This window comes from Brevibacillus sp. SKDU10, assembly GCF_001645205.1.
In the GTDB taxonomy this organism is placed as follows: Bacteria; Bacillota; Bacilli; order Brevibacillales; family Brevibacillaceae; genus Brevibacillus_B; species Brevibacillus_B halotolerans.
This window is the reverse complement of record NZ_LSSO01000079.1, coordinates 40115-59409: the sequence shown is the minus strand read 5'-3', so window position 1 is coordinate 59409 and position 19295 is coordinate 40115. Positions and strand designations below refer to the sequence as shown.

The window sequence follows — 19295 nt, the reverse complement described above, 5'->3', positions numbered from 1 at the left end:
TATTTTTGGATCATGCTAAAACAGCCTTATCAAGTGAACGATATTGAATCGCTTCAGCTACATGTGAAGTTTTGATGTGCTCAGAACCATCTAAATCAGCAATCGTACGAGCCACTTTAACAATTCGATCATATCCACGAGCGCTTAGTCCTAGTTGATTAAAAGCTATGCTCATTAACTCCTGTCCGCCTTTGTCAAGAGAGCAGTATGCTCGTAATTCTTGTCCAGTCATTGAGCTATTAAATGAAAAACGTTTGTTTTGACGATAACGCTGACGTTGAATACTGCGAGCCATCTCTACACGTGTGAGAATTGAAGCTGAATTTTCCTCCCCCTCTCGCTTTGTTAACTGTTCTACTGAAACACGAGGCACTTCCAAATGGATATCGATGCGGTCTAGCAAGGGGCCAGAGATTTTTGAACGATATTTTAATACTTGTAAGGGTGAGCATCGACAGACATTTTGATCTTTGGAACCATAATATCCACATGGACAAGGATTCATAGATCCAATTAGTAAGAAACGCGCTGGATACAAATAGGCTTGTTTGGCCCTACTTATGGTAATGTGACCATTTTCAAGGGGCTGTCGTAGCACTTCAAGAACACCTCTGGAAAATTCGGGCATTTCATCAAGAAAAAGAATTCCGCCATGAGCCAGACTACATTCTCCCGGACGTGGAATTTGAGATCCTCCACCTGCTAGAGCGGCTTGGGTGATTGTATGATGTGGCGCACGCAGGGGGCGGGTCTCAATAAGACCATGTCGCGTTGTTAAGCCAGCAATGCTGTAGATCTTAGTAACTTCAAAGGATTCCTCCTGAGTCATTTTAGGCATGATGGTTGGAAAACAGTTGGCTAATAGGGTCTTTCCAGAGCCGGGTGGACCAACTAGCATTACATTATGAAATCCAGCGGCTGCAACCTCTAGACCCCTTTTTACGAAATGTTGTCCCATGACATCAGCAAAATCATATGTAGGAATCGCATCAGGAGGATGTCTACTTTCGGTTTTAAGCTCAATAGGATTTGAATTAGTGCAGTCCAAATGAGATGCAGTAGGATCGCTTACATGGACCCATTCGTTTCCTTTATTAGCCTCCACAGCGGTTCGCAAATGGGGTACAGGCAGAATTTCTAAGGGAACAAGTTTTGCTTCTGCTTGATTGGCAATGGGCAAAATTACTCTCTTAAATCCTCTTTGCTGAGCCTCCAGTAGCATGGGCAAGACACCTGGAATGGGACGTAGGCTACCATCTAGCGCCAGTTCACCGATAATAAGTGGAATATCTGATGTCATTTCAATTTGTTTCGATGCTAGCAAGATTCCAAAGGCGATTGCTAAATCAAAAACGGAGCCTTCTTTTCGCACATCTGCGGGGGCTAGATTGACGGTAATTCGCTGCATAGGGAAGTCGAATCCGGAATTTCGTAAGGCGGCTCGGACACGATCCCGTGCTTCTTTAACAGCGCTACCTCCTAAACCCACCACTTCAAAATGTGGCAATCCATTGGAAATATCCACTTCTACTGTAACTAGCATGCCATCTATTCCATGAATGGTAGCTGAATAAATTTTTGCATACATGTTAGATAACCCCTTTACCAGTCGTTACGAATTGATTTGAACTATAATAATCCATTTTCAAGCCATCTAAGTTTGACTGTATAAAAAGTTAAAGGGTATCTGCAACAAAAATGATTTCGTGTCTCAAAATCCCGCTAGCTGTTCCCATTAGGCCTGTCATTTTGTACAATGAGAAGTAAGTCCATGTACGATAACAATATTTTACTCTACGTTTCGTTAAAAACAGATTTTGTAGAGTACTACGAACGGACATCTTATATAGAAGTAAGGATGGTCAAATTGAATATATTAACAGTAGAACATATTAAAAAAAGTTTTGGAGAAAAGGTCTTGTTTGACATGATCTCCTTTCATATTGCTGAGAATCAACGGATTGGGTTGATTGGCGTAAATGGTACTGGTAAGTCTACCTTGCTTAAAATTCTAGCGGGGATAGAGGAAGCAGATCAGGGGGAGATTATTCATTCCAATCATTTTCGTGTAGAATATTTGCCGCAGAATCCAGAATTTGATGGAGATTCAACTGTCCTTGAGCAAGTATTTTATGGAGATACCCCTCTTATGCAGGCCCTACGGGAATATGAGGTTTCTTTGGAAGAACTGCAGCAGGATCAGGAAAATGAGCGCAAGCTACAACGATTATTACATGCCCAGCAACAAATGGACGCAACGAATGCTTGGGATGCAAACACGAAGGCAAAAACGATACTGACCAAATTAGGCATTACCCAGTTTGGGCAGAAAGTAGGCGAGCTTTCTGGTGGACAACGTAAACGGGTAGCGATGGCACGTGCGCTAATTCAGCCTGCTGATTTGCTTATTTTAGATGAGCCGACCAACCATATTGATAATGAAACAGTAGAGTGGCTAGAAGAGTACCTTTCTTCCTTTAAGGGTGCACTATTACTAGTAACCCATGACCGTTATTTCCTCGATCGAGTTACAAATCGTATTTTTGAATTGGATAACAGCAAGCTGTATAGCTATGAGGGCAACTATGCGTCATTTTTAGAAAAGAAGGCAGAGCGCGAAGAGAATGAATTGGCTCAAGAAAGCAAACGACAAAATCTACTGCGTAGAGAACTGGCATGGCTGAGAAGAGGCGCTAAAGCCCGAACTACGAAGCAAAAAGCCCGGGTGCAGCGAGCCGAGGAGCTACGAGACAAGAAGGTGGAGGGGCCACAGGCTAAGCTTGATATTGCTATGGGGGCAAGTCGTCTTGGTAAAAAGGTCATTGAAGCAGAGAAGGTCTCGAAAGCTTTTGACGAACGTATACTGCTTACTGATTTTAGCTACATTGTAGTACCTGGAGATCGAATTGGGATTATTGGGCCCAATGGTAGCGGGAAGTCAACACTGCTAAACATGCTTGCAGGTCGTATTCAGCCTGATAGCGGAACAATTGAAACAGGTGAAACGGTTAAGCTTGCGTTCTACACACAAGAAAATGTGGAGATGGATGGTAATCTACGGGTCATTGAATATATCAAGGAGGTAGCCGAACAAATCAAAACAGCAGATGGATTTACCTTGTCTGCTTCACAGATGCTGGAACGATTTTTATTTACTCCAAATCAGCAATGGACGTATATTTCTAAGCTATCTGGTGGGGAGCGTCGCCGTCTGTATTTGCTACGGACGTTAATGGGAGAACCCAATGTTTTGTTCCTTGATGAGCCAACCAATGATCTGGATATCCAAACACTTAGTATCTTGGAAGACTATCTGGATAACTTCCCAGGGGCTGTGATTACTGTCTCCCATGATCGTTATTTCTTAGATCGAACCGTTGAGCATTTGTTTGCTTTTGAAGGGCAAGGGACAATTCGTCATTACATGGGAAATTATTCTGAGTACCTAGACGAGAGCAAGCAAGAGAAAGCTTTAGCTGAAAAAGCAGCAAAAGAAAAAGTGAGTGAACAAAAATCAGATCAGTCATCTGCTCAAGCCACTAGGGGTGGAAACCGAACCAAAAAATTATCCTATAAAGACCAACGAGATTGGGATGAAATAGAGGATCGTATCGCTGATTTGGAGGAAAAGCTCTCAGAGGTAAAAAATCAGGTTGCAAATGCTGGTAGTAACGTAGAGCGAGCGCAGGAGCTGTTTGCCCAGGAACAGGAGATAGCCAACCAATTGGAGCAGGCTATGGAACGTTGGACTGAGCTATCGATTATGGTGGAAGAGCTGGAGGAAGCCAATAAAAGAGGATAACTAAATGATGAAGGGTCTAACAGTATACAGGTAATTGTTGGATCATGGAGGGGAAGGTTGAAGAAACCTTCCTTCTTTTTTTGGAAAAAATCACACTGATTCATTCCTATGTCAAACGTGTAAACTTATGCTATAAGGCGCCTTACATAAAATGATACATGGATTCAATGACCATCTTCACCTATCTTTAATAATATTCAGACAAAAGTCCTAAGAAAGAATGGGTGAAATTACCTGACAATAAACGGTAGACTCACCTAGCAATTTACAGTATATTCAAAAGGAAATCACGCACGTTTCTGGTAGTAAACCCATCATTTTCTGTGCGTATAGTCGGAATAAAAGCATAACATGATCAATTCATTAAAAACCTGTGGAAGAGAGAGGGAATTAACATGAAAAAACAGAATAGAATCCAACTGTTAGTAGCGGGAACCATGATTTTGTCTTCAGTGGTAGTACCTCAGGCAATTTTGGCTAAGCCTGTAGCCGTGAAGCCAGTTCAAACAACAACAGCCTTTACGCAAGGAACAGGTTATCAAGCTGGTAGCTATGATTATCAAGCAGCACAACCTTCTACATATAACTGGACCCGACAATCGCGTTATAATGTTGCTCCTAACCCAGTAGAGAAATGGTCGATTACATCAGGAAAATCTATCAAATCCTCACCTGTAGTTACAGCTAATGGCACGATATACGTAACCTCTAATGGAGGAGAGCTTTATGCATATCAAAACGGCCGCATTAATTGGAAAACTCTGCTCAAAGGCGATCTGTCCAGTAGTGTAATTGGTAAGGATGGAACGATTTATACGGGTTCGACTGAACATCTCTTGTTTGCTGTTTACCCAAGCGGAGTGAAAAAATGGGAGAAACGTACGGTTGGTGAAGTAACTACGTCCCCTGCTCTTGGTTCAGATGGAACGATTTATGTAGGAACGGGCGATGGCAAACTACAAGCTTTTAACGAGAATGGTTCCGAGAAATGGACATTTAGCTCAAAAGCCCCTGTAACTACAGCGCCAATCCTTTCAAAGGATCAAGTGGTTTATGTGGGGAATTCAGACGGTAAATTATATGCTGTTCATGCGGCATCAGGAAAAACGAAATGGACGTTGGCATTAAATGCTCCTATGAAGCAATCTCCAGTTATCGGAAATGATGGTACGCTTTACTTGGGTACAGAAGATGGAAAGATATACGCAATTGCATCCAATGGGAAAGAAAAATGGTCTACTTCTGTTGGAAAAAAAATAACCTCATCCCCTGCTATTGATTCTAATGGAACACTTTACGTTGGAACAGATAGCGGTATGTTTTTTGCGGTAGATTCTAAAAACGGGAAAACCAAGTGGTCCTATAATGGAGGGCATAAAATCGAATCAGCTCCAATCCTTGACGCTAATGGAGTGATTTACATGGTAACAGGAAACGGTGTGCTGCGTGCGCTTGATCAAAAAGGAAATCGAATTTGGGAATACAACATGAAAGACAATACGGTATCAGCACCTGCTATCGGTGCGGATGGTACGATTTATCTTGTGTCTCAAAATGGACGTGTGACGGCTGTTGGCAAGTAACAGATTATAAAAAATAGGCAAGAGGCTAGCCTACACATATGAATGGATTGGGAATCACTTATGGTTGTTAATGAGTGATTCCCTTTTTTGTATGGATCAAAAACTCGAATCATTTTGTTTTATATGCACAAATCATCATTTCAAATGAAGGAGCATCTTATTAGGAGACCACAGGATAGAGAAGAGATGCCCTTAACCGGCATTTTCGCACAACGGGCTAAGAAAGCATCGACCTACACCTATTGGTTCCCCTGCTGTTCGAATGATTGATACTCACAAGGATCGCTTGATTGTAAAAGGGTTAGATGCTATACATGAAACACCTGTACTTGATATAAAACCATATTTTCCAGTTTTTGATCATGTTTCAGATATACAAGTGCCAGACTGGGTAGACTATTTTAATGAAACAATATTTTTAAATACGTTCATTTTCAGAAAAAGCGATCCATTGTGGGGCGCTTTTTCTGTTAACAAAACAGTAAGAACGAAGAAATTGAAATCAGATCAGCTTTTGTCTTTGTTTTGTAATATTACTTTAGTATGATAAGAAAAATTAATTGAAATGAGTATAGATAACATAAACTAAAAAGGAATAAGAATGTAAGAGCAAGGAGCCTAATTACAGGAAGAATGATTGAACGAAAAGTGTGCCTAATGAACATCTTCATAAAAACACTAGAGGGGCAACGGGGTGAATGATGAAAACCTTATGTACTTTTCTTGCCGAGATCCATCGTGTCTCGGAAAATGAAATTCTGTTTGATTTGTTCCATGATCGTCTTCCTTCTCTCCATCCGATGCTGCTTAAACGGTTACTTGTATTACCGCGTCTCTATTTTGACTTCCTTATTGAAAAAGGGGTTATGCAGGTAAGAGGAGTGGATGCTTATCAGCCTGCCTATCGCAACAGTGTCGCAGTTGGAATGAACATGAAATCGTTAGGAAGCACGGTTTTATTCGATATGTGCTTTTCTAGAGAAACCTATCAGCTATGGCAGAAGATGGATGCAGTTATTGAAGATATATCATTGCCGGCCGATTTATTTGAGGATTATGTTTATCGACTAGGAGCACTGAGTCGTTTTCGCCATCTAGGTAGGCTGGATGACCCTCTCATCGCTACTAAGCTGGGTGAGAACGATATGATTGAATTTAAACAGGACTTCTTACATTCAAAGCAAGCGATCATCAAAGCGATTGTCGCCTTTGCTAACAGTAATAATGGAAATATATTTTTAGGGATTAGCGATGATTCAAAGATAATAGGTGTCAACGATGAGCTTGCCCATTATGGTGATCCAGATAAATACTTACTTGCTATTACCCAGTATATTCAAATTAAAACTACGCCGATATTACATCCTTTTCCAAAAATCTCGTTACGGGAGGTTGAGGGGAAATTTGTAGTTAGTATATTCGTAGAGGTTGGTAATGAATTGATATGCGGACTTGATAAAAATAATGAAAAATATGTCTCCATTCGAACCAACAATCGCTCTTTTATTGTTAAGGACCCTCATCAAATCGGCGAAATTTATGTAAAGCGTAGATTAGGCAGCGATATAAGCCGTCGTCTAGGACTGCTGTAGATAGACAACATAGAAGTAGATTAGGAGGGGACATGCGTGAAAAAAAGCTGGCATGTTTGCTTAATGTCCGTTATATGGACTTGTTTTGTCGTTGTTGGGTGCTCCACGCAATCAAACGGCTATGGGTCTGAGGAAAAAGTGGACCTTTCACAGGTTTTTCAGGCATTGGAAGGAGTCTCTGTCCTCACTACAACAGGACAAGAAATACCACTATCTATAGAAGAATTTGAGAAAAATTTTACCGGCCGTCGTCTGTCTTTGATGATGTCGAAGGATAGGCTGAAGGATCAGGAAGTTAAATTTAGACTAATTGCCTATAGACAAAAAGAGGCTCCACTTGTTTTAGAGGTTGGCGAGCAGGGCTTCACCTATGCAAACAATACATATCGAGGTGAAAATGCCAGCGTGTTCTACCAAACCGCACGTAAGCAACTTGGGCTAGCTATCATAAAAGTTCAAGAATTGGATGGGGTAGAATTCCAAGCACTGGATTTACCCCAATCCAATGCCCTGACAGTGAGAGGGACAGTAGCTCAGGAGGTCATTAGGTTGTTAGCAGAAAGCAAAATGTTAGATCAACCTGTTCAGGCATATCCGATTTATCCTTCCTTTCAGGTGAACTATCCTCAGAGACCGAGTGAACCTCATTACGAACTGCTTCAACCAACATTGCTTCGCTGTGTGGTAGGAAGGGAAACAATATATTACAAAACAAATCCTTCCTTGTATCAACTCGTATCTACGTTATTGCCAGATAGTCCTAAAAAGTCAGTATGGGAGGAATTATATGAAGCAACACAATTAGAAGCAGAGGATATCCGATCTCACGACAATAAACGAGAAGCTTATCTTATCAAACAGAATCTGATGCAACAGGGCAGAATTCATCAAGCAATTCGTGTGCTTTCACGTACCCAGCCTTCTACTTCTACCATGTGGCGACAAGAAGACGGCTCCAATACATCTTTGAACCTGAGCTTTACTATCAATAAACAACGATATCCGATGAAGATAGAAGGAAATTATGTTTTTTATCAAGGGAAGCAATACTATTGGCCTAACTTGCAAGCGAATATAGAGGCTATTCTGTTTACGAGACAAGACTGAATAATTTACTGAGTTCATAAATGATAACGTACCATTAAGTGAGTGACTTTTTTCATATCTTATCGTAAAATAAATACGTCATAACATTGACACTTTTTGTCCGACCAGAGCTTTTTAGGGCTGGTTTTTGCTTGGTCTAGCAAGAAATTATACTTTTGCTCACCATTATTGATTCAAACTGCCATAGGAGGTTGCAGAATGAACATTCATGAGTATCAAGGAAAACAGATACTAAAACAATACGGAGTAAAGGTACCGGAAGGCCGAGTAGCTTTTTCCGTAGATGAAGCAGTGAAAGCAGCAAAAGAGCTTGGCACCCAGGTCGTAGTGGTAAAAGCACAAATCCATGCTGGTGGTCGCGGAAAAGCTGGTGGTGTTAAGGTTGCTAAGAATCTGGATGAAGTCCGTACATATGCAAACGAAATTCTTGGTAAGGTCCTTGTAACCCACCAAACAGGTCCAGAAGGCAAAGAAGTTAAGCGCTTACTAATTGAGCAAGGCTGTGACATTAAGAAAGAATATTACGTAGGGGTAGTAGTTGATCGTGCCACCAATCGCGTTGTCATGATGGCATCAGAAGAAGGCGGTACGGAGATTGAAGAAGTAGCAGCTCATACACCTGAGAAGATCTTTAAAGAAGTAATTGATCCTGTTACGGGTTTGCTACCATTCCAAGCTCGCCGCTTGGCTTTTGCGATCAATATTCCTGCTGAGTTAGTCAATAAAGCTGCTAGTTTCATGATGAGCTTATATCAAGCATTCGTTGACAAAGATTGTTCCATCGCTGAAATTAACCCACTGGTTGTCACAGGTGACGGCGAAGTAATGGCTTTAGATGCAAAATTAAACTTTGATAGCAATGCCCTCTATCGTCATTCTGATGTAGTGGAATTACGTGATTTAGAAGAAGAAGACGAAAAAGAGATTCAGGCCTCTAAATATGATCTATCCTATATCGCTCTGGATGGTAACATCGGTTGTATGGTAAATGGTGCTGGTTTAGCAATGGCAACCATGGATATTATTAAATTCTATGGCGGCGATCCATCTAACTTCCTAGATGTTGGGGGCGGTGCGACAGAAGAGAAAGTAACGGAAGCTTTCAAGATCATTCTGTCAGACCCTAAGGTGAAAGGTATTTTCATCAATATCTTTGGCGGTATCATGAAATGCGACATTATCGCGAGCGGTGTAGTAGCAGCGGCGAAACAAGTAAGTTTAGACAAGCCTCTAGTCGTTCGTCTGGAAGGTACAAACGTTGAGCTTGGTAAACAAATTCTGAAGGACTCAGGATTAGATATCGTTGCAGCTGATTCCATGGCTGATGGAGCCGAGAAAATCGTTGCTCTCGTAAAGTAGGATGTTGTCCGTTGCAGAAGCAAGAAGACGATAAAAAGGTGGGAAACATACGCGATGAGTATTTTAATTAATAAAAATACGAAAGTGATTACACAGGGGATTACAGGCTCTACAGCTTTGTTCCATACTCGCGGTGCTGTTGAATACGGAACACAAATGGTAGGCGGAGTACGCGCTGGAAAAGGCGGACAAGAAGTAGACGGGATTCCAATTTTTGATACCGTTGTGGAAGCTGTAGAAAAAACAGGAGCCACTGTCTCTGTAATCTACGTACCGCCAGCAGGTGCAGCAGATGCCATCATGGAAGCAGTAGATGCCGATCTTGATTTAGTTATTTGCATTACCGAAGGAATTCCTGTTCTTGATATGGTTAAAGTGAAACGCTACATGGAAGGCAAAAAGACGCGTTTAATCGGTCCAAACTGCCCAGGGGTCATTACTCCAGGAGAGTGTAAAATTGGGATTATGCCAGGATATATCCATACTCCAGGCAAAGTGGGGATTGTATCCCGCTCTGGTACGTTGACATATGAAGCCGTTCATCAAACAACAACCCGCGGTATGGGCCAATCAACAGCAGTTGGGATTGGTGGCGACCCAGTAAACGGCACTAACTTTATCGATGTATTAGCATTATTTAATGAAGATCCTGATACAGAAGCGGTTATTATGATCGGAGAAATCGGGGGTACAGCAGAAGAGGAAGCGGCTGAGTGGATTGCAGCTAACATGAAAAAGCCGGTGGTTGGATTCATCGGTGGTCAAACAGCTCCTCCAGGGAAACGTATGGGTCATGCAGGAGCGATTATCTCAGGCGGTAAGGGAACAGCCGCTGAGAAAATTGCGAAACTAGAGGAATGCGGTGTACGTGTTGCTAAAACTCCTGCTGTTATCGGTGAAACATTAGTAGAATTCCTGACAGAAAAAGGAATGCTAGATAAAGTAATGAATAAATAATTGGTTACAAAAAGTCAACAAGCTGAACTACTCCAAAACAAGACTTGGAGACATGTTTGGGTTTGCTTGGCTTTTTGTTTTTTATTTTTGTGCTACCCCTCTTACTCTTTTTATAATGAAGAAAAAGAAAGAGTGAAGGTAGATGAGAGTTCTGGAGGAACGTGATTGGGTCTATACATTGAGTAGACAGCGTGGAGTAGGGAGAAAAGCTTTGTGGGCTATATATGAAGAAAAGAGAGGCTTTGAACCTCCTTATAACCTAAATTGGTTCGAGAAAAGAGAGGAAGAAGGGAGATTTCTTACTAGTCTCACTGCAAAACAGGTGTATGAGGATAAAGTAGAAAGGGAACGGAAGAAAATCCAATTTATTACATATTGGGATCAAGAGTATCCAAAGAATTTACGCGAAATACCTGACCCTCCCATCCTTTTATATTATCGTGGGAATTTGGAGTTGCTGCATAAAATTTCAATTGGAGTTGTGGGAACAAGAAATCCTTCAGCTTATGGTCGAGATGCTTGTAAGATGTTGGTGAGTAGTTTAGCTAAATCTGGCATGGTCATTGTGTCTGGGGTAGCTAAAGGAATTGACACCATAGCACATCAAACTGCCCTCCAACATCGGGCGGAAACAATTGGTATTCTTGGAAACGGATTGGACCGGATTTATCCCGCTCAAAATAGGTTATTATATACGCAAATGGCACAGCATGGCTTGCTTGTATCTGAATATTCAGAAGCGACAGCTCCGAGGGCTGGTTTTTTTCCTGAACGCAATCGGATTATTAGCGGACTTTGCTGGGGAACAATAGTTGTGGAGGCAGCAGAGAAAAGCGGATCACTTATTACAGCGCGTTGTGCCTTGGAACAAAATAGAGAGGTATTTGCTATTCCCGGCTCCATCTTTGCTAAAGGAAGTGAAGGGACTCACTCCTTAATTAAAGAGGGAGCGAAATTAATAGGTTCATTAGAAGATATCATAGAGGAACTACCTTATCGGTTACAAGCTACATTCCAGAAAAAATCTGTAAATACGAAGGCGATAGATTTATCAGCAGGTGAAATAGCACTATTGTCAAGTATGCAGGAGAAGAGTCTTCATATAGATGAGATCAAGGGTAAAATAGCAAAGGAATTTCAGCGTGATTTTCATATTTTTTTACTTTTATTGGTAGGAAAAGGTTTGATTGAAGAGGAAGCTGGACAATTTTATAGAAGAAGAGAAGTGTAGAAGGAAAATATTAGAAGTTTGACAAATGGATATCCCGTATTGAATAATAGGGGAGATTCATTTTGTAAGGGGGAAAAAAATAGAATGGCTGATACTCTCGTTATCGTCGAGTCCCCGGCGAAAGCAAAGACGATAGGTAAATATCTGGGCAGCAAATATGTCGTGAAAGCGTCAATGGGCCATGTGCGCGACCTCCCTAAAAGTCAAATGGGGGTTGATGTTGGTAACCATTTTGAACCCAAATACATAACCATTCGTGGTAAAGGTGACATTTTAAAAGGATTGAAAGATGCAGCTAAGAAAGCGACTAAAGTATATCTCGCAGCCGACCCGGATCGTGAAGGGGAAGCTATTGCTTGGCATTTAGCCACATATCTTGGTCTTGATATGACAAAGCCTCTGCGTGTAGTGTTTAATGAGATCACGAAAGAAGCTATTAAAGATGCATTTAAGCATCCAAGACACATTAATATGGATTTGGTTCACGCTCAACAAGCTCGCAGAATTTTGGACCGTCTCGTGGGCTATAATATTAGTCCTATCTTATGGAAAAAGGTACGTAAGGGCTTGAGTGCAGGTCGTGTTCAATCTGTAACAGTAAAAATGATAAACGATCGAGAAAAAGAGATTCAGCAGTTTATTCCTGAAGAGTATTGGACGATTACTTCTACATTAGAATCCAATAAAAAACCATTTGAAGCACGTTTTTATGGATATGCTAACGAAAAGGTAGAACTCTCTTCAGAAGAGAATGTCCAAGAGATTTTGAGAAAAATCAAGAAAGACGAATACAGAGTCGTAAAAGTGCAGAAGAAGGAACGCAAGCGTCATCCAGCTCCTGCTTTTATCACGAGTTCCTTGCAACAGGAAGCCGCTCGTAAGCTTAATTTCCGTACTGCTAAGACGATGATGATTGCTCAACAACTATACGAAGGTATTGATTTAGGCAAAGAAGGTACGGTCGGTTTAATTACGTATATGCGTACAGACTCAACACGCGTATCACAAACCGCTCAAGACGAAGCGAAGGAATTCATAAACAATCATTATGGGCAGGAGTTTTCTGTAAAGGAACCTCGTCAAGCACCTAAGAAGGAAAATGCTCAGGATGCTCATGAAGCGGTTCGCCCTACGTCTGTCTTACGTACGCCTGATGACATGAAGGAATACTTAAGTCGAGATCAAATGCGATTGTATCGCTTAATATGGGAACGCTTTTTAGCAAGCCAAATGGCCTCAGCCGTTCTCGATACAATGAGCGTAGACATAGAAAACAATGGTGTGATGTTTCGTGCCAGCGGTTCTAAAGTACAATTTGCAGGTTTTATGAAAGTGTATGTTGAGGGAAATGATGACGGTTCCAATGAAGATGATAAGCTGTTACCTCCAATCGAGGAAGGGCAGCTTCTATCTGAGAGAGCTATTGAGCCAAAACAGCATTTTACACAGCCACCGCCACGTTATACGGAAGCAAGATTGGTCAAGACGTTAGAGGAAAACGGAATTGGTCGTCCATCCACCTATGCTCCTACTCTAGAAACAATTCAAAAGCGTGGATACGTGGCTTTAGAAGAGAAGAGGTTTATACCTACCGAACTTGGTCAGATCGTCATCACTTTGATTGAAGAGTTTTTCCCTGAAATTTTAGATGTAGAATTTACATCTGGAATGGAAGGTGGGCTTGATCAGGTTGAGGATGGGATAGCAGACTGGGTAAAGGTTCTCGATTCTTTCTATCAAGGCTTCTCCGAACGGGTTAAAGTTGCAGAAGAAGAAATGAAGGAAGTGGAGCTAAAGGATGAGGTGTCTGATGAGATTTGTGAACTATGCGGTAAGCATTTGGTTTACAAATTAGGGCGCTTCGGAAAATTCCTCGCTTGTTCTGGGTTTCCAGACTGTAGAAATACCAAACCAATTGTCAAGCATATCGGTGTTAAATGCCCTAGCTGTAAAAGTGGTGAGGTAGTCGAGCGTAAAAGCAAAAAGAATCGTATTTTCTATGGATGTACCAACTATCCGGAATGTGAATTTTTGTCCTGGGATAAACCAATTTCCAGACCTTGTCCAAAGTGTGGCGAGATGCTCGTTGAAAAGAAACGAAAAAAACAAGGCGTAAATATTGTCTGTACAAAATGTGATTACGAAGAAGAAGGGGATTCTTAGAACTTTTTGTTCTATTCCCCTGATTAATTAAATAGTAGGTATAGAGAGGATTTTTCACCATGACACAACCTTTTGTAACCGTGGTTGGAGCAGGTCTTGCCGGGAGTGAAGCTGCTTGGCAAATCGCTCAGGCTGGTGTTGCAGTAAAGCTGTACGAAATGAGACCGGTTAAGCAAACTCCGGCGCACCACACAGATAAATTTGCTGAATTGGTTTGCAGCAATTCGCTTAGAGCTAATTCATTAACCAATGCCGTTGGGGTTTTAAAAGAAGAAATGCGTCAATTTGATTCTGTAATCATGAAGGCAGCTGATCGATGCCAGGTTCCTGCTGGTGGAGCCTTGGCTGTTGACCGTCATGAATTTGCAGAGTATGTTACGGAAGCAGTACGTAACCATCCGTTAATTGAGGTAATTAATGAAGAAATTACGGAGATTCCCGAGGGAATTGTGATCGTTGCATCTGGTCCGCTTACTTCCCCAGCACTTTCTGACAAATTAAAGCAGCTTACGGGAGAAGAGTATCTGTATTTCTATGATGCAGCGGCTCCTATTATCGAGAAGGATTCAATTGACATGGAAAAAGTGTTTGTTGCTTCTCGATATGATAAAGGGGAAGCGGCATACTTAAACTGCCCTATGAACGAAGAGGAATTTAATCGTTTTTATGATGCATTAATTTCTGCAGAAACTGTTCCTCTAAAGGAATTTGAAAAAGAGGTCTTTTTCGAAGGATGCATGCCGATTGAGGTCATGGCTTCTCGCGGGCGGCAAACAATGCTGTTTGGTCCGTTGAAACCAGTAGGGCTAATAGACCCGCGTACTGGGGAACAACCACATGCTGTTATTCAGTTAAGACAAGACAATAGTGCTGCAACTTTGTATAACATAGTAGGCTTTCAGACTCATTTGAAATGGCCTGAACAAAAGAGGGTTTTTCAATTGATTCCAGGACTGGAAAATTGTGAAATCATTCGCTATGGGGTTATGCATCGCAATACATTTATCAACTCACCAAAGTTGCTACGACCAACTTATCAATATAAAGATAGGGATAGTTTGTTTTTTGCAGGACAGATGACCGGTGTTGAGGGTTATGTTGAGTCTGCGGCTTCTGGATTACTAGCGGGTATCAATGCAGCGCGTCTTGCTAAGGGTGAAGAGCAAATGATTCTTCCGATTGAGACCGTAATGGGCAGTATGGCACATTATATCACAACAACCAACGCCAAACATTTCCAGCCAATGAACGCTAATTTTGGTCTTTTACCAGGTTTAGGAATTAAAATTAGGAACAAAAAGGAAAAAAACGAAAAGCTTGCTGAACGCGCGCTTGGCAGTATTCAGAATTTTACACATAAAAGACATAATTAAAGTTGTTTCATTGTTTAACGCTATGTTACTATATATGTGATTTGGGAGGAGTACATCTCAGATGGACAATTCATCAGAGTTTTCCGTATGGATCACATCTTACATCCATTACCTAAAGGTGGAAAAAAACGTCTCTCCTCATACGCTGAAGCAATACGTAGCAGATATCAATGAATTTGTCGTATTTATGAAACAGCAACAAATCAATGAATTTGCTGCTGTTTCTTATTTACATGGTCGGTCTTTTTTAGCTCATCTTGCGAGAAAAGGTCTTTCCCGTCGAAGTATTGCGAGAAAACTGTCTAGCTTGCGGAGCTTCTATCGCTTTTTAATGCGTGAAGAGCATTTGGATCAAAATCCTTTCCAAATGGTGTCTACACCAAAAGTAGAGAAGAAGCTACCTACCTTTATGTATCCGCATGAAATAGAAGCTCTATTGGGAGTAGTTGATACATCTACACCGCTTGGTCTTCGCGATTTCCTTATTATGGAACTTTTATATGCAAGTGGAATGCGCGTGTCTGAATTGGTAACAATGTCTATTAATGATGTTGACCTTCAAAACGGAATTGCTCTTGTGTTCGGTAAAGGTGCTAAGGAAAGATATGTGCCAATTGGGAGTTTTGCTATCAAAGCCATGCAAGAATACTTACAGGCAGGTCGTCCGAAGTTATTAGCCAAGGCTGAAAAAGATAACCCAATACTCTTGTTAAATTATAGGGGAACCCCTTTATCTGATCGTAGTGTGCGCCGAATGGTAGATAAGTATCTACAGCAAGCAGCCCTTCATCTAGGGATTTCACCGCACAGTTTCCGTCATTCTTTTGCTACCCATTTACTTAATGCAGGGGCAGATTTGCGGACGGTACAAGAGCTATTAGGACATGTGAATATCTCCACTACACAAGTATACACTCACATTACAAAAGAAAGATTGCGGGAGGTATACGATACTGCACATCCGCGTGCAAATTTTCACAGGGGGTGAACGACTATGGAACAATTTCATGCTACAACCATTTTTGCCGTCCAGCATAAGGGTGAAGCGGCGATGGCAGGAGACGGTCAGGTTACGTTTGGCAACAGTATGGTAATGAAAAATACCGCCAAAAAAGTACGAAGACTATATCGAGAGGAAGTTATGGCAGGATTTGCTGGCTCTGTAGCTGATGCAATTACTTTGTTTGAACTTTTTGAAGGCAAACTGGAAGAGTATCATGGGAATTTACAGAGAGCGGCGGTCGAGCTAGCTAAAGAATGGCGTTCTGATAAAGTATTGCGCCGTTTGGAGGCCATGATGATTGTGTGTAATCGCAAGCATCTTCTTTTAATCTCAGGTAATGGTGAAATTATTGAACCGGACGACGGCATACTAGCCATCGGATCAGGCGGAAATTTTGCCCTTGCAGCGGGACGGGCTTTGAAAAAATATGCACCAGAGCTAACAGCTAGGCAGATTGCTGAAGCCAGTCTTTTAACAGCCGCTGAAATTTGCGTCTTTACGAATACGAATTTAGTAATTGAAGACATGAAAATGGAAGGGTAGGGAGAGATGTCCTTGTTAGTAAATTGGGAGCAATTGACCCCCCGCTTGATTGTAGAACATTTGGATAAATACATTGTAGGGCAGCAGCAGGCCAAACGTGCCATTGCTGTAGCGCTTCGCAATAGATATCGTCGTAGTCGCTTGCCGGAACAAATTCGGGATGAAGTGATTCCTAAAAATATCTTGATGATTGGACCGACTGGAGTCGGGAAAACGGAGATTGCGCGTCGTATCGCAAAGCTAACCGGAGCTCCGTTTATAAAAGTAGAAGCTACAAAATATACAGAAGTCGGTTATGTAGGTCGCGATGTAGAATCGATGGTACGCGATTTAGTGGAATCATCTATCCGAATTGTCAAAATGGAAAAGATGGAAAAAGTCAAGGAACAGGCGGAGAAAAATGCTGAAGAAGCGCTAGTTCAGCTTTTACTTCCTTCAAAGAAACCGCAAAACAACTTTAAGAATCCTTTTGAGATGTTATTTTCTAACCAGCAACAAACCGAAAAAAGCGATCAGGAAGATCCAACCTTAGAGCAACAACGAAAACAAATGGCCTGGAAGCTAGCGGCAGGTCAGCTAGAGGACGAACAGATCGAAATAGAAGTAGAAGATCAGTCACCGTCCATGTTTGATATGTTGCAAATTCCTGGTGCAGAGCAGATGGGGAATCAGATGCAGGAAATGTTTGGGAGCTTGATGCCTAAGAGAACCAAAAAACGCACGCTGACCATCCGAGAAGCACGTAAAATCTTGACTCAACAAGAAGCTCAAAAGCTGGTGGATATGGATGAAGTGACTCAAGAATCAATATCTCGAGCTGAACAATTTGGGATTATCTTTATCGACGAGATTGATAAAATCGCCGGAAAGGATAGTCGTGGGCCTGACGTGTCACGTGAGGGAGTGCAACGTGACATTTTACCGATTGTGGAAGGCTCTACGATTATGACCAAGTATGGACCAGTGAAGACAGATTATATGCTTTTCATGGCTGCTGGAGCGTTCCATGTAGCCAAACCATCTGATCTTATTCCGGAATTACAGGGACGTTTCCCGATCCGAGTAGAGCTTTCAAGCCTGAAAGTCGAAGATTTTATAAGAATATTGACAGAACCTAAAAATGCATTAATTACACAATATCAAGCCCTTTTGGAAACGGAAGGAATTAAAATTGTGTTTTCTGAAGATGCTATACATGAGATAGCACGATTGGCAACAGAGGTGAATCAAAGCACTGATAATATCGGAGCAAGAAGACTTCACACCCTATTAGAAAAATTGCTTGAGGATTTATCTTTTGAAGCACCAGATATTAACCTGAGTGTGATCAATATTACCGCTCAATATGTACAAGAAAAGTTAAGTAGTATTGTACAGAATCGCGACCTAAGTCAATACATTTTATAGAGAGAAAAATAGATATTGGCGATCTATTTGTGAGAAGATGTCAGGAGGAAATATACAATGGATTTACTAACAAAAACTAGAAGGATTAACCGTATGCTTCAAAAAACGGCTGGTAACGCGGTTAATTTTAATGAAATGTCAAGCGTACTAAGTGACGTTATTGATGCAAATATTTTCGTTTTAAGTAGAAAAGGAAAATTACTGGGATATGCAATTGCACAGGAAATCGACAATGATCGTATTCGCAAAATGCTAGAAGATCGCCGTTTCCCAGAAGAATATAGCAATGGTCTATTAAAAGTTGAAGAAACATCTGCAAACCTTGATGTAAACAGTCCACATAGTGCTTTCCCAGTGGAAATGAAAGAAGTGTTCCCTACAGGTTGGACTACAATTGTTCCAATTATGGGCGGCGGAGATCGATTGGGTACATTGATCTTGGCTCGTGTAAATAAAGAATTTGTCGAAGGTGACCTAATTCTAACTGAAGTGGGCGCTACTGTAGTAGGTATGGAAATTTTGCGTGAACGTGCAGAGGCAATTGAAGAAGAAGCGCGCAGCAAAGCTGTTGTACAAATGGCTATTGGCTCATTGTCCTATAGTGAACTTGAAGCGGTTGAGCATATTTTCCAAGAGCTAGATGGGAAAGAAGGCCTACTTGTTGCCTCCAAAATTGCTGACCGCGTAGGTATTACACGTTCTGTTATTGTTAACGCTTTGAGAAAATTAGAGAGTGCTGGTGTTATTGAATCGCGTTCTTTGGGTATGAAGGGTACATTTATTAAAGTTCTAAATGGCAAACTTCTTCCGGAATTAGAAAAGCTTAAAACGCCATAAACTGACATAAAACCCAGTTGTTATGCGCTTTATTGAAAAATGAAGAAGGGGGTCTATTGACCTTCTTCTCTTTTTTTTCATATTTATCACTTAGTTATATAGTATTCACAATAAGTATTCACATTATTAATACATTTATGAAACGAATGTGACAAAATTGGTAAAAAGCACTGTTTTTATAGGCATTTTAACCAATTGAGACTTTTGTAACATTTTTCCTAGTCCTAGTAAGATAGGGCTTTCTTAGTAGTTTTCTTCATGGTATTATAGGTGCGTGTTAGATGTCGAATTGCAAAGAAAATAGAAGAAAAATGTAAGCTTAGGCACAAAGGAGGGGA

General features: G+C 41.2%; 15 protein-coding genes and 2 pseudogenes. 16 read left to right on the top strand and 1 reads right to left on the bottom strand.

The genetic code is table 11. From position 1 onward, the window contains the following. Positions 1–10: 10 nt before the first annotated feature. Positions 11–1588, bottom strand: a complete 1578-nt coding sequence (locus AYJ08_RS05305; protein ID WP_064016861.1) for a YifB family Mg chelatase-like AAA ATPase — start codon at positions 1586–1588, stop codon at positions 11–13. Between the two features lie 168 nt (positions 1589–1756). On the opposite strand from AYJ08_RS05305, the pseudogene AYJ08_RS25040 reads away from it, so the two are divergent. The 16 genes and pseudogenes from AYJ08_RS25040 to codY form a co-directional block, all read left to right on the top strand. Continuing rightward, positions 1757–2716 (top strand): annotated as a pseudogene (locus AYJ08_RS25040) (ABC-F family ATP-binding cassette domain-containing protein); the annotation flags it as partial. A 177-nt stretch (positions 2717–2893) separates the two neighbouring features. Next, positions 2894–3214 (top strand): annotated as a pseudogene (locus AYJ08_RS25035) (ATP-binding cassette domain-containing protein); the annotation flags it as partial. An 18-nt stretch (positions 3215–3232) separates the two neighbouring features. Beyond that, a complete protein-coding gene (locus AYJ08_RS25030) occupies positions 3233–3802 on the top strand; it encodes a hypothetical protein (protein WP_483295056.1) in 570 nt (189 codons plus the stop codon). Between the two features lie 395 nt (positions 3803–4197). Continuing rightward, on the top strand, positions 4198–5385 hold the full coding sequence (locus tag AYJ08_RS05295) for an outer membrane protein assembly factor BamB family protein (RefSeq protein WP_064016860.1): 1188 nt from the start codon (positions 4198–4200) through the stop codon (positions 5383–5385). A gap of 262 nt (positions 5386–5647) precedes the next feature. Next, positions 5648–5932: a TrmO family methyltransferase domain-containing protein gene (locus tag AYJ08_RS24880; RefSeq protein WP_064016859.1), complete on the top strand. Its 285-nt coding sequence runs from the start codon at positions 5648–5650 to the stop codon at positions 5930–5932. 154 nt (positions 5933–6086) lie between these two features. After that, positions 6087–6977: an AlbA family DNA-binding domain-containing protein gene (locus tag AYJ08_RS05285; protein ID WP_064016870.1), complete on the top strand. Its 891-nt coding sequence runs from the start codon at positions 6087–6089 to the stop codon at positions 6975–6977. A 36-nt stretch (positions 6978–7013) separates the two neighbouring features. After that, a complete protein-coding gene (locus AYJ08_RS05280) occupies positions 7014–8084 on the top strand; it encodes a hypothetical protein (protein WP_064016858.1) in 1071 nt (356 codons plus the stop codon). A 198-nt stretch (positions 8085–8282) separates the two neighbouring features. Further along, positions 8283–9443: an ADP-forming succinate--CoA ligase subunit beta gene (sucC, locus tag AYJ08_RS05275; RefSeq protein ID WP_064016857.1), complete on the top strand. Its 1161-nt coding sequence runs from the start codon at positions 8283–8285 to the stop codon at positions 9441–9443. Positions 9444–9497: 54 nt separating this feature from the next. Continuing rightward, the gene (sucD, locus tag AYJ08_RS05270; protein ID WP_031413662.1) at positions 9498–10400 is read left to right on the top strand and encodes a succinate--CoA ligase subunit alpha; all 903 of its coding nucleotides are present in this window, start codon (positions 9498–9500) and stop codon (positions 10398–10400) included. A gap of 142 nt (positions 10401–10542) precedes the next feature. Further along, positions 10543–11631 carry a DNA-processing protein DprA gene (dprA, locus tag AYJ08_RS05265; RefSeq protein ID WP_064016856.1) on the top strand — a complete coding sequence of 363 codons (1089 nt, stop codon included), beginning with the start codon at positions 10543–10545 and terminating at the stop codon, positions 11629–11631. 84 nt (positions 11632–11715) lie between these two features. Continuing rightward, the gene (gene topA, locus AYJ08_RS05260; protein WP_064016855.1) at positions 11716–13794 is read left to right on the top strand and encodes a type I DNA topoisomerase; all 2079 of its coding nucleotides are present in this window, start codon (positions 11716–11718) and stop codon (positions 13792–13794) included. A gap of 59 nt (positions 13795–13853) precedes the next feature. Then, positions 13854–15167, top strand: coding sequence for an FADH(2)-oxidizing methylenetetrahydrofolate--tRNA-(uracil(54)-C(5))-methyltransferase TrmFO (gene trmFO / locus AYJ08_RS05255; protein WP_064016854.1), 1314 nt, complete (start codon positions 13854–13856; stop codon positions 15165–15167). A gap of 61 nt (positions 15168–15228) precedes the next feature. Next, positions 15229–16155 carry a tyrosine recombinase XerC gene (gene xerC / locus AYJ08_RS05250; protein ID WP_003336899.1) on the top strand — a complete coding sequence of 309 codons (927 nt, stop codon included), beginning with the start codon at positions 15229–15231 and terminating at the stop codon, positions 16153–16155. 6 nt (positions 16156–16161) lie between these two features. Then, positions 16162–16713 carry an ATP-dependent protease subunit HslV gene (gene hslV / locus AYJ08_RS05245; RefSeq protein ID WP_003336900.1) on the top strand — a complete coding sequence of 184 codons (552 nt, stop codon included), beginning with the start codon at positions 16162–16164 and terminating at the stop codon, positions 16711–16713. 6 nt (positions 16714–16719) lie between these two features. Next, the gene (hslU, locus tag AYJ08_RS05240; protein ID WP_064016853.1) at positions 16720–18120 is read left to right on the top strand and encodes an ATP-dependent protease ATPase subunit HslU; all 1401 of its coding nucleotides are present in this window, start codon (positions 16720–16722) and stop codon (positions 18118–18120) included. A 57-nt stretch (positions 18121–18177) separates the two neighbouring features. Further along, positions 18178–18957 carry a GTP-sensing pleiotropic transcriptional regulator CodY gene (codY, locus tag AYJ08_RS05235; protein WP_003336902.1) on the top strand — a complete coding sequence of 260 codons (780 nt, stop codon included), beginning with the start codon at positions 18178–18180 and terminating at the stop codon, positions 18955–18957. Positions 18958–19295 lie beyond the last annotated feature (338 nt).